Source organism: Apibacter raozihei, assembly GCF_004014855.1.
GTDB classification, from domain to species: Bacteria; Bacteroidota; Bacteroidia; order Flavobacteriales; family Weeksellaceae; genus Apibacter; species Apibacter raozihei.
In genome coordinates this window covers 2,869,909-2,882,700 of sequence record NZ_CP034930.1, presented here as the reverse complement: position 1 = coordinate 2,882,700, position 12,792 = coordinate 2,869,909, and the positions used below count along the sequence as shown (strand labels likewise).

The 12,792-nt window shown below is 32.5% G+C and carries 15 protein-coding genes; 10 read left to right on the top strand and 5 right to left on the bottom strand.

Annotation, left to right across the window (positions count from 1 at the left end; all coding sequences use genetic code 11):
- The first annotated feature begins 2 nt into the window (after positions 1–2).
- From ureE to EOV51_RS12750, 8 genes are all read left to right on the top strand, one after another.
- Positions 3–515: an urease accessory protein UreE gene (gene ureE / locus EOV51_RS12785; RefSeq protein ID WP_128152921.1), complete on the top strand. Its 513-nt coding sequence runs from the start codon at positions 3–5 to the stop codon at positions 513–515.
- A gap of 3 nt (positions 516–518) precedes the next feature.
- Complete coding sequence (locus tag EOV51_RS12780; protein ID WP_128152920.1) at positions 519–1,205, top strand: urease accessory protein UreF; 687 nt, start codon at positions 519–521, stop codon at positions 1,203–1,205.
- 37 nt (positions 1,206–1,242) lie between these two features.
- A complete protein-coding gene (gene ureG, locus EOV51_RS12775) occupies positions 1,243–1,881 on the top strand; it encodes an urease accessory protein UreG (protein ID WP_128152919.1) in 639 nt (212 codons plus the stop codon).
- 15 nt (positions 1,882–1,896) lie between these two features.
- Positions 1,897–2,676, top strand: a complete 780-nt coding sequence (locus EOV51_RS12770) for an urease accessory protein UreD (RefSeq protein WP_128152918.1) — start codon at positions 1,897–1,899, stop codon at positions 2,674–2,676.
- A 24-nt stretch (positions 2,677–2,700) separates the two neighbouring features.
- Positions 2,701–3,402, top strand: a complete 702-nt coding sequence (locus EOV51_RS12765; RefSeq protein ID WP_128152917.1) for a hypothetical protein — start codon at positions 2,701–2,703, stop codon at positions 3,400–3,402.
- Positions 3,403–3,507: 105 nt separating this feature from the next.
- The gene (locus EOV51_RS12760; RefSeq protein ID WP_128152916.1) at positions 3,508–4,035 is read left to right on the top strand and encodes a hypothetical protein; all 528 of its coding nucleotides are present in this window, start codon (positions 3,508–3,510) and stop codon (positions 4,033–4,035) included.
- A gap of 146 nt (positions 4,036–4,181) precedes the next feature.
- Entirely contained in the window at positions 4,182–5,960 is a 1,779-nt protein-coding gene (locus tag EOV51_RS12755) for an ABC transporter ATP-binding protein (RefSeq protein WP_128152915.1), read from the top strand.
- Between the two features lie 51 nt (positions 5,961–6,011).
- Positions 6,012–6,539 (top strand): RBBP9/YdeN family alpha/beta hydrolase, encoded by a 528-nt coding sequence (locus tag EOV51_RS12750; RefSeq protein WP_128152914.1) that lies wholly within the window; start codon positions 6,012–6,014, stop codon positions 6,537–6,539.
- 57 nt (positions 6,540–6,596) lie between these two features.
- Here EOV51_RS12750 and EOV51_RS12745 read toward each other — a convergent pair whose 3' ends face one another.
- The 4 genes from EOV51_RS12745 to EOV51_RS12730 form a co-directional block, all read right to left on the bottom strand.
- A complete protein-coding gene (locus EOV51_RS12745) occupies positions 6,597–6,989 on the bottom strand; it encodes a nuclear transport factor 2 family protein (RefSeq protein ID WP_128152913.1) in 393 nt (130 codons plus the stop codon).
- A 73-nt stretch (positions 6,990–7,062) separates the two neighbouring features.
- On the bottom strand, positions 7,063–8,289 hold the full coding sequence (locus EOV51_RS12740) for an MFS transporter (RefSeq protein ID WP_164875314.1): 1,227 nt from the start codon (positions 8,287–8,289) through the stop codon (positions 7,063–7,065).
- 1 nt (position 8,290) lies between these two features.
- A complete protein-coding gene (locus tag EOV51_RS12735; RefSeq protein ID WP_128152911.1) occupies positions 8,291–9,133 on the bottom strand; it encodes an SDR family oxidoreductase in 843 nt (280 codons plus the stop codon).
- Between the two features lie 147 nt (positions 9,134–9,280).
- Entirely contained in the window at positions 9,281–9,838 is a 558-nt protein-coding gene (locus EOV51_RS12730) for a helix-turn-helix domain-containing protein (protein ID WP_181951002.1), read from the bottom strand.
- Positions 9,839–10,181: 343 nt separating this feature from the next.
- Here EOV51_RS12730 and rpe point away from each other — a divergent pair, with 343 nt between their 5' ends.
- Complete coding sequence (gene rpe / locus EOV51_RS12725; RefSeq protein ID WP_128152909.1) at positions 10,182–10,838, top strand: ribulose-phosphate 3-epimerase; 657 nt, start codon at positions 10,182–10,184, stop codon at positions 10,836–10,838.
- Positions 10,839–10,840: 2 nt separating this feature from the next.
- Positions 10,841–11,719 carry a diacylglycerol/lipid kinase family protein gene (locus tag EOV51_RS12720; RefSeq protein WP_128152908.1) on the top strand — a complete coding sequence of 293 codons (879 nt, stop codon included), beginning with the start codon at positions 10,841–10,843 and terminating at the stop codon, positions 11,717–11,719.
- On the opposite strand, the gene EOV51_RS12715 is transcribed toward EOV51_RS12720, so the two are convergent.
- Positions 11,714–12,664, bottom strand: coding sequence for a YihY/virulence factor BrkB family protein (locus EOV51_RS12715; RefSeq protein ID WP_128152907.1), 951 nt, complete (start codon positions 12,662–12,664; stop codon positions 11,714–11,716). The two genes, EOV51_RS12720 and EOV51_RS12715, sit on opposite strands and share 6 nt — an antisense overlap.
- Positions 12,665–12,792 lie beyond the last annotated feature (128 nt).

The window sequence follows — 12,792 nt, the reverse complement described above, 5'->3', positions numbered from 1 at the left end:
AAATGGTTATAATAGATAAAATAATAGGAAACAGTAAAGATATAGATATCCCTACTAAAAATATAGATTTTTTTAATATTGAATGGTTTGAAGCAGGTAAGAAAATTCTCAGGAAAAAAACCGAGCAGGGAAGAGAAATATCTTTGCGATTGTTGAAAGAAGGTCTAAGATTAAAAGAAGGAGATATTTTAAAAATAGATTCTGAAAATGCTGTTATCGTGAATATTTTACCTTGCGATGCAATTAAAATAGTCCCAAAGACTCTCTTAGAGATGGGGAGTGTTTGCTACGAAATAGGGAATAAACATCTTCCCCTGTTTATTCAGCAGGAATCTGTATTAATACCTTATGAAGAACCCATATTCAGATGGTTACAGGTAAAAGAATATCGTCCTGAAAAAACAAAGGAAAAACTTACCTGTATACTTAACTCCACTGTGCGGCCCCATAGCCATTCAGGAGGAATAGGAACATCCATTCTATCAAAGCTAATAAACTTGTCGTCAAATAAATGATATATGAATTCATACCTGGGTATTCTTTTACAATTGTGTGATCCTACCTTGCCTATAGGTGGATATTCACATTCAAATGGTCTGGAAACATACGTTCAACAGAACATTGTAAAAGATAATACTTCAGCCTATGAATTTATCAAAAGCATGATTGAACATAACTGGCTCTATAATGATCTTTTTTTTGTAAGGCTGGTATACGAAGCAGCTGAAAATAATAATTTTGAGGAAATTCTTAGACTGGATCAGGAATGTACGGCCTTTAAAACTCCTCGGGAAATACGTCAGGCAGGTCGTAAATTAGGAATTCGGACACTTAAGGTTTTCGAACCATTAGTAAGTTCAGACCTGTTAAATGCCTATCGAGAAGCTATTAATAAAAAACTGGCTGATGGTCAATACCCTGTAGTTTTTGCTTTATATGCTAATGAATTCAATATACCTGTTCAGGAAGCATTACATGCTTTTTTATACAGCACTACCTCATCTATGATTACAAATACAGTCAAATTAGTACCCTTAAGTCAGCTGGCAGGTCAGGAAATTCTTTTCAAACTTCAGGAAATAATAGAAAAAACGAAGGAAAAAGTATTGCATTTAGACAAATCTTTATTAGGTACCTGCAACGCAGGACTTGATATTCGCTGTATGCAGCATGAAAATTTATATTCACGGTTGTATATGTCTTAAATATAGTTGAAAGCTCTCAATTCAGTAAATTAAAAAAATGGAACCAAGAAAATACATTAAAATAGGAATAGCAGGTCCTGTGGGATCAGGGAAAACAGCATTATTAGAGCGGTTAACTCGTCAACTGGCAGATATTTACAGCATAGGAGTGATAACCAATGATATCTACACTCAGGAAGATGCAGAATTTTTAACCCATAACAGCCTTCTTGCAAAAGAGAGGATTATTGGTGTAGAAACCGGAGGCTGTCCTCATACCGCAATTCGGGAAGATGCCAGTATGAATCTGGAGGCGATTGAAGAATTGCTGGAACGTTTTCCGGATTTAGAGATTATTTTTATTGAAAGTGGTGGAGATAATTTGTCCGCAACTTTCAGTCCCGATTTAGCGGATGTTAGTATTTTCGTTATAGATGTTGCCGAAGGGGATAAAATTCCAAGAAAAGGAGGACCTGGCATTACACGGTCAGATTTGCTGGTCATTAATAAAATAGATTTAGCTCCATATGTTCATGCAGATCTAGGTGTTATGGAAAGAGATTCACGAAAAATGAGAAATGGAGCCCCTTTTGTATTTACTAATCTGATGAGTTGTGAAGGTCTGGATTTCGTAATTGGCTGGATAAAAAAATATGCATTACTGGAAGATAGTGACGAACCTCCTTTATTACATTAAAGTTTCCTGTTGTTGATGATTAACGAGCTAGAAATAACAGTAGGAAACGAAGTCGGAAAGTCCTATCTGAAAGATATGTACTTTACACCTCCGTTTAAAATTGCGGATTTAAGCAGATATCAAGCACGGAATATTCTTTCCCTTATGATGATGAGTTCCTCTCCGGGAATTTTGGATCAGGATAATTATCAGATAAAAATAAACCTGGAGAAAAAATCCAGATTACGTTTAGAAACACAGTCATATCAACGATTGTTTCAAATGATTAACGGAGCTAAACAGACCGTTGATATTTGTTTGGATACAGGAGCTCAATTTAGCTATATACCACATCCGGTAGCTCCTCATAAAAATTCAGTTTATGAATCATTTACCAGAGTGTTTTTAGAACAGGATACAACCTTCACCTACAGTGAAATCATAACCTGTGGAAGAAAATATTCCGGAGAAATATTTCAGTTTAGAAAATTCAGAAATCTTACTGAAATTTATTTTCAGAACAAATTGATTTTGAAAGATAACCTTTATATGGAGCCGGAAGTTATGCAGCTAGATTCATTAGGTATGTTAGAAAACTATACCCATCAGGCCACTTGGATGCATATACATACGGGTTCAGAAAATAACAAAACAAAAATGAATCATGTTCGGCAAATGCTGGAAGATGAGAAAGAAATAGTATTGGGTATAACCGAACCCGGAGATTGGGGTTTTGTTATCAGAATTTTAGGAAATGAAGCAGAGTTAATTTATACTTTATTCAAAAAACTAGAACATTACATAGAAAATCAATAGTCATAAAAAAACAAACACATTAATATGAGTCCGGATTTACTCTCCCTATTAGTAACAACAATAACGATAAGCCTGGTACACACAGCTTCAGGTCCAGATCATTATTTACCCTTCATCGTATTGTCAAAAGCCAGGAACTGGAGTTTATATAAAACAGCCTTTTGGACAGTATTATGTGGATTAGGGCATGTTTTGAGTTCTGTCCTCATCGGACTTCTTGGTGTTATTTTAGGATGGCAGATTTCCCGTTTGGATGGATTTCAGGAAATAAGAGGATCAATCGCTTCCTGGGGACTATTGATATTAGGAGTATTTTATTTAATCTGGGGACTTTACAAAGCATACACTAACCGTCCACATAAACATTTTGATGTATATGAGGGGGACGATATATACGTCTATACTCATAAGCACGGAGAAACAGTAGTGCCAGGCAAAAGAATTAAAGTAACTCCATGGATTTTGTTTGCTATTTTTGTGATGGGGCCGAGTGAACCAATTATACCTTTACTCTTTTATTCCGGAGTTTCACATTCTGTTTATGAAATAGTTTGGATCATTACTGTATTTACATTTACCACAGTTTTAACAATGCTTGTTATCGTATTTTTAGGATTATATGGATATTCATTGTTGCAGACAGATTTTCTCGAAAGATATTCATCCGCAATAGGAGGAGCCGTAGTAACACTTTGTGCGGTAGGAATGATCTTTTTTGGCTGGTAAGGGACATTCATCAAACTTTCAATTACCATAAACAAATTTAAAATAATAGGTATAAGTAAATCAGATTTAAGTAGCTTTGTTGCTTATTGATGATTTACATATATTATGAAAAATAAATTTATTTTACTTATAGTTTTTTTTCTGGGAATAACAACTATACAAGCACAAAATGCTTCTTCAGAAAGTAAAAACACAGAAAAACAACAGAAAGGCATAGATTTTCCCACCACTTTGCAAAATCTTTCCGCTAAATATGGCGAACAGTATGAAAAGATATATTCCGAAGAAGATAAGAATTATTTTTTTCGTTGGATTTTTGATTCCGGTGTGATATTAGTTTTTGTACCCCTTCCGGAAGAACAACAATATGTAGGTATTGTTGCACCCAACGAAGTAGAAGACCCGGTAGGAGGGTTATCTTACGGATTAATATTAAATCAGTCTACGTTTCAGGAATGTCAGGAAAAGTTAGCACAATATAAACCTGAGTGGGTTAAGGAAAATGTTGGAGGTATTGAATATTATATTCTTATATTCTTAAATGAAAATACATTTAATTATTTATATTTTTATAAAAACAGCATGGATAAAAATGTGCTGAAAGCAGTTACTATATCTACTACAGAGCTATAAATCAGAATAATGTAAAAAAAAACAGTGTCAGAAATATTTTATATACCAATTAGTGTACTGGTATATTATTTGTTTTTATAATATAATTATTTGCAATTACAAGAATTTTGTTCTTGTAATCGGAAATTGGAATAAAAACTAAATAAATGACACTAACAGAACTTTTCAAAAATATACGACCTTTTGTTTATCCTTATCGCTGGCTCGTTGTATTTACTTTGATTCTTACATTAGCAGGTTCTCTGACAGCACAGGTAAATGCCTGGGTATTGCGGTATACCGTAGATCATATAAATAATTTAGTAGATCAGCACAAAGGAGTTAAAGAAGGAGCACAACTTTTAGCATTAATTTCATTAATCTTATTAAGTAAAGAGATACTCAACACACTTATTCAGTTTGGTCAAAAATATTATGGTGAAAAATTAAGGATATATGTATCTAAAGATCTGGCTCAAACTGTGGTGGAAAAGGTACTAACTTACAAACTTGCTTTTTTTTCATCTGGAGGAAATGAATCCGGAAAATTACAAATTCGTATCGATAGGGGAATTGAAAGCCTAACCCGGATGATTCAGAATTTTTTTATTGATATACTACCACTCTTTGCCAGTTCATTAGTGGCTTTGCTAATGATGTTTAACGCAAATTTTTATGTAGGGCTGGTGGGGTTGAGTATTATTCCGGTGTATTTTTTTGTAACACGCAGGCAGGCTCAGAAGTTGAGTGGTGCAAGAAGAAGTATTAGAAAATTCAGGGAAAATAAAAGCCAGGGTATTTTAAGCATATTTGAATCCATATCCGTAATTAAATCATTTGTAAGAGAAAATAAAGAAGCTGACAAGCAGTTGATTCTTCAAAATGATTTAACAGGTGCTCAATTAAAAACACGGAAAATCAGTTTCATTTTTGATGGTTTAAAAAGTTTTGTAGAACAAATTGGAATAGTTCTTATCATTATTCTGACAGCCTATCTGGTGTTGAATGGTGATATGACCATTGGTGCTATCATGTTTCATATTTTGCTTTTTAACAATGTATCAGCACCAATAAGGCAGTTACACCGTATATATGATGAAATGAATGATGCATTAATTTATTCTGAAGGTTTTTTTGAAATATTAAAAGCGGATGATCAGATAGAAAAAAGTGGAACCTATAAACCTGAAAAAATTACTGGAAAGTTCGAGCTTGTCAATGTAAGTTTTAAATATCCTGATGGAACACCGGCATTACATACAGTAAATATGGAAATTTATCCTAATAAAATTACGGCATTGGTAGGACTATCGGGAGCCGGTAAAAGTACGGTAATAAATTTACTCGATAAATTCTATGAACCGACTAAAGGTAAAATTTTATTAGATGGCATACCATTAGAAGAATACGACACTGCCTTTTTAAGAGATAATATAGGACTTGTGCTTCAGAAAAATCATATTTTTAATGGAACTATAGCCGAAAATATTTTATATGGTAATCCGGATGCAGGGCAGGAAGATATGGTTAATGCCGCAAAGAAAGCATATATTCATGATCAGATAACGGAACTTCCTCAAGGTTACGATTCACCAGCATTGTCTCTGTCAGGGGGGCAGCAGCAAAGAATTGCCATTGCACGTATGTTTTTAAAAAATCCGCCTATAATTTTTTTAGATGAACCTACCGCCAGTTTAGATGCTATTTCTACCGAACAAATAAAAAATAGTTTAGATGCTATAAAGAAAAACAGGACCGTGATTATAATTTCTCATAGCTTGTCACAGATTATTGATTCAGACTGTATTTATGTAATGAAAGGTGGAAAAGTTGTGGAGAAGGGAACACACGAAGAGGTTTATGCACACGGAGGAACATATAAGGATATATTTGATTCTATGGCTCGAAGCCTTAATCTGGATAAAATCTCTAAAACGCTCGAATAAAAATAAACTAATTTTTACAAATTTATATGTAGATTTACCAAAAATACAATCATGATCATTTATTTTAATATTCCTGGATTAGGCGGATCTGATACGGAACACTGGCAAACATATTTTGAAAAATCTTCTGAGTCTATGATAAGGATTGAACAAAAGGATTGGGATAGCCCGGAATGTGAAGATTGGATTAATACTATTGAAAAAAAACTGCAACCTTATTATGATAAGCACGAAATAGTTTTAATAGGACATAGTCTAGGATGTGCAACGATTGCACATTGGGCTAAAAAATTTAAGAAAACTATTAAAGGAGCATTGTTGGTGGCACCCAGTGATATTGAAAATCCGGCATATACTTTTCCTGCTAATGGCTTTACACCTATGCCGTTAGAAAAAATTAATTTTAAGACAGTTGTGGTCTATAGTACAGACGATCCTTGGGTAAGTGTTGAACGAGCCTCTTATTTTGCTAAATGCTGGGGAAGTGAACTACGATCCGTAGGAAACGCAGGGCATATTAATGTAGCTTCAGGGTACGGAGTATGGGAGGAAGGACAGCATATTTTAAAAAGTATATAAATTGATTACTATTTGCGGGAAGTACGACAACATAAACTGGAAATATTACTATAGTTTTTAAAATAATGATGCTACGGATTTTGTGATAATCCATGAGGTATCACGATTATCTAACTCAAATTTTTGTTGTAAACGCCAGTTTTTTCTACTTCCCCCAATATTAGCATCAATATAATTTCGTATAAGAACAATCGCCTTATTATAATTTATTTTAAGATAAAGTTCCGTTTCTTTAGACGAGTAATATTTCATTTTTTCGCTTCTCATATTATCTAACCATTCCGATTTAGACTGAACATATCCTGTTATGTGTGTTAAGGTAAAATCTTTATCCAACAGCTTATCTATAGTGTTCAAATCATTTTGAACCATTGAGTGTATAAGCTGTCTTATAGATTGTTTAATAGCTTCTTCCAGCTGAATATTTTTATTTTTTATATTTAATTGCATGTTAATACCAGGATTAAAATATGATAAAATTTAATACTAAAATAATCAGGATTTTTATTTTTACAGTTAAGTTTTATGAATCTGTTGATTTAGAATTTTTATAACTCAGAGCATGCCCACCGAGTATTCCGGACAATAGTAAACAGGATATTCCAACACCCAATAATATTTTAAACCCTATTGTTTCGGCAAGATAACCCCAGGCTCCTGACATGATAGTTCCGCCTAATGCTAAAGAAATAGATATATGTGAAAATATTTTGGCATAATCTTTCGATCCGAAAACAGAGCGAACTAAAATAGCAGTTTCAACAGTGACGCCTGCATACGCCCAGCCGAATAAGAAAGCTCCGGTTAGCATCATTTCCACAATGTCTTTGCTAAGAATTAATATAACTAAACCTAGAATACCCAGGCTTATGGATAAAAATATACCCAGAATAACACTTTTATCGTTTAAATACCCTAATATTATTTTCCCCAGAGTTACTCCTAACATAATAGAGGATGCAGCCTGTGTAGACTGCTTCAAAGAATAGCCGATGGAAATTACATAAGCAGGAATAAATAAATTAAGAGTGGATACGGCAATCATTAAAAATGCAAACAAAAATATAAGGTAAAATGCCTTTGATTGTATGGCTGTATGATACATAATTCCTGTTTCAGGTTTTTTGTTAATAATATTGGTTTTCCCATAAGGGTTTAGGTCTTTATCCGCAGGATAATCTCTTAATAAGAAACCTAATAGGGGAGTAACCACTACTAATATAAGTAGTCCGGATATTAAATAAGCTGTTCTCCAGCCATAAATTTCAATATAATGACCGATAAGTAGGTTAAAAAGTACGCCTCCGATTCCGGAGGCAGCACTGCACAAACCTATATAAAAACCGATTCCTGATATAAACCATCGATTAATTAACACAGGATAACTTAAATATAACAAAAAAGATAAGGCAATACCTAATACACCACCTGAAATATAAAATTGCCAGATATGGCTAAATTGAGACATTGCCAGGTAAGTCAGGCCTATCATAGCGGAACTCAAAGTTAAAATCCATCTCACGCTAAATCTATCCATCATCCGGCCTGCTACAGAAAGCATAAAGAAAGAAAATGCATATACAAAAGTCATATATAAACCAAAATCAGCCTTGGACACACCTAATTCGTTACTTACAGGAACATAATAAATACCCGCGCAGCTCATTACCAGTCCAATGATGACACCCATAATCAAGCAGCAGCAAAAGATAATAACATAAGCATAATGAAATGTTTTCAATAAATTCATATCAAAGATTTTCAGTTTGAAGAGAACCATAGAAATAAGAAGCCGTAGCACCTCCGTCTATTAAAAAATCAGCACCTGTAATAAAAGCACCTTTACTGCTTAAAAGCAATTCAGCAACGTTGGCTACCTCATCAGCTGTTCCGGGACGGCCTGCCGGTGATTGCGCAAACATATTTTTATAAAAGTCTCCCCTGGGCCCGTTAAATTCATCCAAAGCCAAAGGTGTTACAATGATACCTGGTGATATTGAATTTATCCGGGCTCCACGTTTCCCCCATATTACTGCTTCAGCTGCTACTCTTTTTACGTTACACCTTTTAGCTATTTGATAGGCGTGTAGAGTATTTTTTATATTTTTAGTTTGGAGAAGTTCTAGGGTAAATAAACTTTCTGCAGGAGTAGTTGCTAATAATTTATCTTCTTCAGCGGTTAAGGCAGGCATTCTGTATCCGGACTGACTAGAAATAGTAATAGCAGATCCTCCTTTTTTTATAACTTTACCAAATTCCTCCAGTAGTATAGCTGTTCCATATAAATCAACCTCTAATATATGCTCAATAGTGGATTGGCTTGGAGATACACCTGCAGCATTTATGAGCATGGCAATATTTCCTTCTTTCTGAGCAGCAGAGATAAGTTCGGAAATAGACTTTCTCGAAGAAATATCTGTTTTAAAAGGAACAGCATCAAAACCTGCTTCTGTTAAAATTTGAGATATAGATACTGCATTTTCAAATTTCCAGTCGGCTATAAATATTTTATAACTATATCCCATTCTCCTTACAATAGCCATTCCCAATTGTCCGGCACCCGTAAGTACGATAATATCTTTAGAATCCTTCATTATATTGTTTTTTATTTATAAAGCAAAGGTCACTATAATCCATCTAAATATTTTATACGAATTACAGTTTGTCTTACCTTATTTACTTTTTAAAACTAAATAATGCCTGATGTTATAAAATTTAAATATAAGGAAGTCTACGGTAAACTAGATTTTATCTAAGGGTTTTCTCAGTTTAATACCCTGAGATTTAAATTGAGACGGAGTAAGTCCGGTAACTTTTTTGAATTGTGAAGATAAATGTGCAACACTGCTGTATCCCAATTGATAAGAAATTTCAGATAAAGTAAGTTCATCATAAGTAAGTAACTCTTTCACCTTCTCTATTTTTTGTAATATTGTATAATGTTCAATAGTTAATCCTTCAGTTGCAGAAAATAATTTACTTAAATATGAATAATCCTTAGCAAGGCTTTGAGATATAAGTTCAGAAAAATTTATATTTATATCTTTAAGATTTTGAATATGATTTATGATTAAAGTTTTAATTTTTTCAATAAGTTTTTGCTGATTGTCATCCAACAATTCAAAACCTAGTTCTTCAAGATGATTTTTTAATAGACTAGTTTTGTTTTTGTCCAGTTTTTCTTTTAGTGTAATTTTACCCATTTCAACCTTGAGAACTGCTAAATCTAATTCCTCTGTTAAATTCTTAACTACCAGAATACATCGGTTACAAACCATATTTTTTATAAATAATTCCATAACAAAAATCTTATATGCAAATTTACAAATATTAACTTTTTATCTTTTGAAGATGTATAAATTCTTTAATAAGATTAAAGATATGTAGTTATATATAAAATAATTCATGGCACAAATGTTGTTACGTTTAGTTTTTTTAAATAAAAAATATATAAGTTAATTAACATTGAATAATTATAGTTAATTTCCTATCAGGAAATTACGATGCTCAATGCATTTATTTAAAAATTTATTTTTTGCCCAGATTCAACATGAACTTTGTCAATATAAAAACATTAAATTAAATAGAAGATAAAAATTACATTATTCTTAACTTTGTTAACAATTTAATAAAACTAAAATTATGGCTATTATTGCACCTTCTATACTATCCGCAGATTTCGGAAACTTGAATAAAGATATTGAAATGATTAACAAAAGTGATGCCGGATGGTTTCACATAGATGTTATGGATGGTGTCTTCGTTCCTAACATATCTTTTGGATTTCCTATCCTTGATGCAGTTAACAAAAAAGCCGAAAAAATTAAGGATATACATTTAATGATTGTAAATCCCGATCCCTATATTGAAACTTTTAAAAATCTGGGAGCAGACTACCTTACCGTACATTACGAAGCATGTATTCATTTACATCGTACAGTTCAGGAAATAAAAAATGCAGGTATGAAAGCAGGGGTAGCATTAAATCCGCATACAAATGTGCATCTTCTGGAAGATATAATTGAAGATTTGGATTTGGTTTTAGTCATGAGTGTTAATCCCGGGTTTGGAGGACAAAAGTTTATTCAGAATACGTATAATAAAATATCGTTGACAAAGGAATTAATTATCAAAAAAAATTCAAAAGCACTGATACAGGTAGATGGAGGAGTAAATTTAGACAATGCACATCAGCTGGCAGAAGCAGGAGCTGATGTATTGGTCGCAGGAAGTGCAGTATTTAATGCAACAAATCCACTGGAAATGATAAAAAAATTAAAAATTACCACTGAAATATAGAAATGAAAGTTAAAAAAATTCATTTTATTGTAAATCCCATTTCGGGAGGAGGAAAAGGAAAAGAAGTAGAAAAAAGTATTCGAAAACTTTTTTACGACTATAATATTGAAATTAAATTAACTGAGAAAAAAAATGATGCTCACGATTTTGCCATAAAATCGTATAATGAAGGAGCTGATCTGATTGTTAGCTGTGGAGGAGATGGAACATTTAACGAAGTAGCCTCAGCTTTAGTTAACAAAGATATCCCATTGGCAATTGTACCCATCGGATCAGGAAATGGCTTGGCCAGGCATTTAAAACTGCCTTTAAATTATGAAAAAGCATTGCAGCTTATTCTGAATTCCAAAATGATAATTGAAAAAATTGACGTGGGATGTTTAAATGAATATTTCTTTTTCAGTAATACAGGAATAGGTTTCGATGCTGAGGCAGTTAAGGTTTATTCACATCAGAAACAAAGGCAATTAATAGGATATCTTAAATGCGTTTTTTTAAGTATATTTCAGTTTAAACCAGTTCATTTGATTTTAAATTCTGACGTATACAATTTTGAAGGCAAAGCCATGTTATTGAATATTTCAAATAGTAATTGTATGGGTTATGATTTTACAATTGCACCCCAAGCATCACTTAAAGATGGTTTGCTTGATGTTAATTTAGTTAAAAAATGTTCATGGTTTAAATTTTTATCCATAGGGTTGGGTTTTGTAGTGAAGAAAAATTTTAGCAAAAAACAAAGTTATTTCAAAACAAATCACTTAAATGTTAAAACATCAAGTAATGGTTTTATACAACTAGATGGAGAATATATGGCTCTGGATACACAGGAGCTGAAAATATCAATATTACCTCAGGCCCTGAATATATTAGTTTCATAAGTTTTTAATTTCCGCTTGAGAAGAATTTTTGTATTTAGCCTTTTGCAATGCTATGTTTAATTCATAGCCTGCAAGAGTAAACGTTACTGAAATATTTACCCACAGCATAATCATAAGCACAGAGCCTATTGAGCCGTATAAAACATTAAAGCGAGTAAAATTGGCAATGTAATAACCAAAAAGGTATGTCGTCAAAGTAAATAATACAGTAGTTAAAAAAGCACCGGGCATTACTCCTCTAAAGCTTATTTTAGTCGTCCTTCCAAGGTAATACAGGAAACAAATTCCAATAAAGAATATAAATAAGGATAAGAAAAAGTTTAGCAGATTTATAATTATACGATATTCGAATGCATTGAATGAAATGGAATGTTGAAAAAGGCGAAATACAAATTCAGTTACATAAATCAAAAGTAAAGATAAAAATAAAAACACCGAAAAGAAAAGTACAATAAATATACTCAATACAAAAGAACGAACTCCTTTAAACTCGATAGGCTCTTTATGATTAATGGATTTAAAGCCTCTGATTAATGAACGTATGCCATTGGACGATAAAAAGATAAACAATAAAACGGAAAAGACAAGTAATAAAGTATTAGGTCTGTTCAGTTGATTATTAACAAGGTTGAACCTATCGTTCATATAAGTATTAACAACAGTAAAAATATGAGGAGGCAATAATTTTTTCAGTAAAAAATCATAGATAAGATGCTGTATTTCTTCATAATAAGGTAAGTAGCTGATAAACAGTAAAAAGAAAATCATAAAAGGAAACATACTCATAAAAATACTCCACGAAGCTGCCGCTGCACGTACACCCAGTGACCCCCTGGTAATTCCATGAAAATAAATAGACAATATTTCAAACAGGGAAATATTATTGAAAGATGAAATTCTTATTTTCTTAAGAAAAGCTTTGGTATTCTTAAATCTGATACCCATAGAAGAAGTTTTTTTAAGCCCCCAAAGATATTATATATTTTTTAAATAATAAATCTACATTATTTAAACCTGTTCATAAGCTAAGCAGAATATTTTAAATAATACCAATATCCAGGCTTATAAATGTA

What these genes read in the sequence shown, in the direction of transcription:
- ureE (WP_128152921.1), top strand. Translation starts at nt 3, where the DNA reads ATGGTTATAATAGATAAAATAATAGGAAACAGTAAAGATATAGATATC.
- EOV51_RS12780 (WP_128152920.1), top strand. Translation starts at nt 519, where the DNA reads ATGAATTCATACCTGGGTATTCTTTTACAATTGTGTGATCCTACCTTG.
- ureG (WP_128152919.1), top strand. Translation starts at nt 1,243, where the DNA reads ATGGAACCAAGAAAATACATTAAAATAGGAATAGCAGGTCCTGTGGGA.
- EOV51_RS12770 (WP_128152918.1), top strand. Translation starts at nt 1,897, where the DNA reads ATGATTAACGAGCTAGAAATAACAGTAGGAAACGAAGTCGGAAAGTCC.
- EOV51_RS12765 (WP_128152917.1), top strand. Translation starts at nt 2,701, where the DNA reads ATGAGTCCGGATTTACTCTCCCTATTAGTAACAACAATAACGATAAGC.
- EOV51_RS12760 (WP_128152916.1), top strand. Translation starts at nt 3,508, where the DNA reads ATGAAAAATAAATTTATTTTACTTATAGTTTTTTTTCTGGGAATAACA.
- EOV51_RS12755 (WP_128152915.1), top strand. Translation starts at nt 4,182, where the DNA reads ATGACACTAACAGAACTTTTCAAAAATATACGACCTTTTGTTTATCCT.
- EOV51_RS12750 (WP_128152914.1), top strand. Translation starts at nt 6,012, where the DNA reads ATGATCATTTATTTTAATATTCCTGGATTAGGCGGATCTGATACGGAA.
- EOV51_RS12745 (WP_128152913.1), bottom strand. Translation starts at nt 6,989, where the DNA reads ATGCAATTAAATATAAAAAATAAAAATATTCAGCTGGAAGAAGCTATT.
- EOV51_RS12740 (WP_164875314.1), bottom strand. Translation starts at nt 8,289, where the DNA reads ATGAATTTATTGAAAACATTTCATTATGCTTATGTTATTATCTTTTGC.
- EOV51_RS12735 (WP_128152911.1), bottom strand. Translation starts at nt 9,133, where the DNA reads ATGAAGGATTCTAAAGATATTATCGTACTTACGGGTGCCGGACAATTG.
- EOV51_RS12730 (WP_181951002.1), bottom strand. Translation starts at nt 9,838, where the DNA reads ATGGAATTATTTATAAAAAATATGGTTTGTAACCGATGTATTCTGGTA.
- rpe (WP_128152909.1), top strand. Translation starts at nt 10,182, where the DNA reads ATGGCTATTATTGCACCTTCTATACTATCCGCAGATTTCGGAAACTTG.
- EOV51_RS12720 (WP_128152908.1), top strand. Translation starts at nt 10,841, where the DNA reads ATGAAAGTTAAAAAAATTCATTTTATTGTAAATCCCATTTCGGGAGGA.
- EOV51_RS12715 (WP_128152907.1), bottom strand. Translation starts at nt 12,664, where the DNA reads ATGGGTATCAGATTTAAGAATACCAAAGCTTTTCTTAAGAAAATAAGA.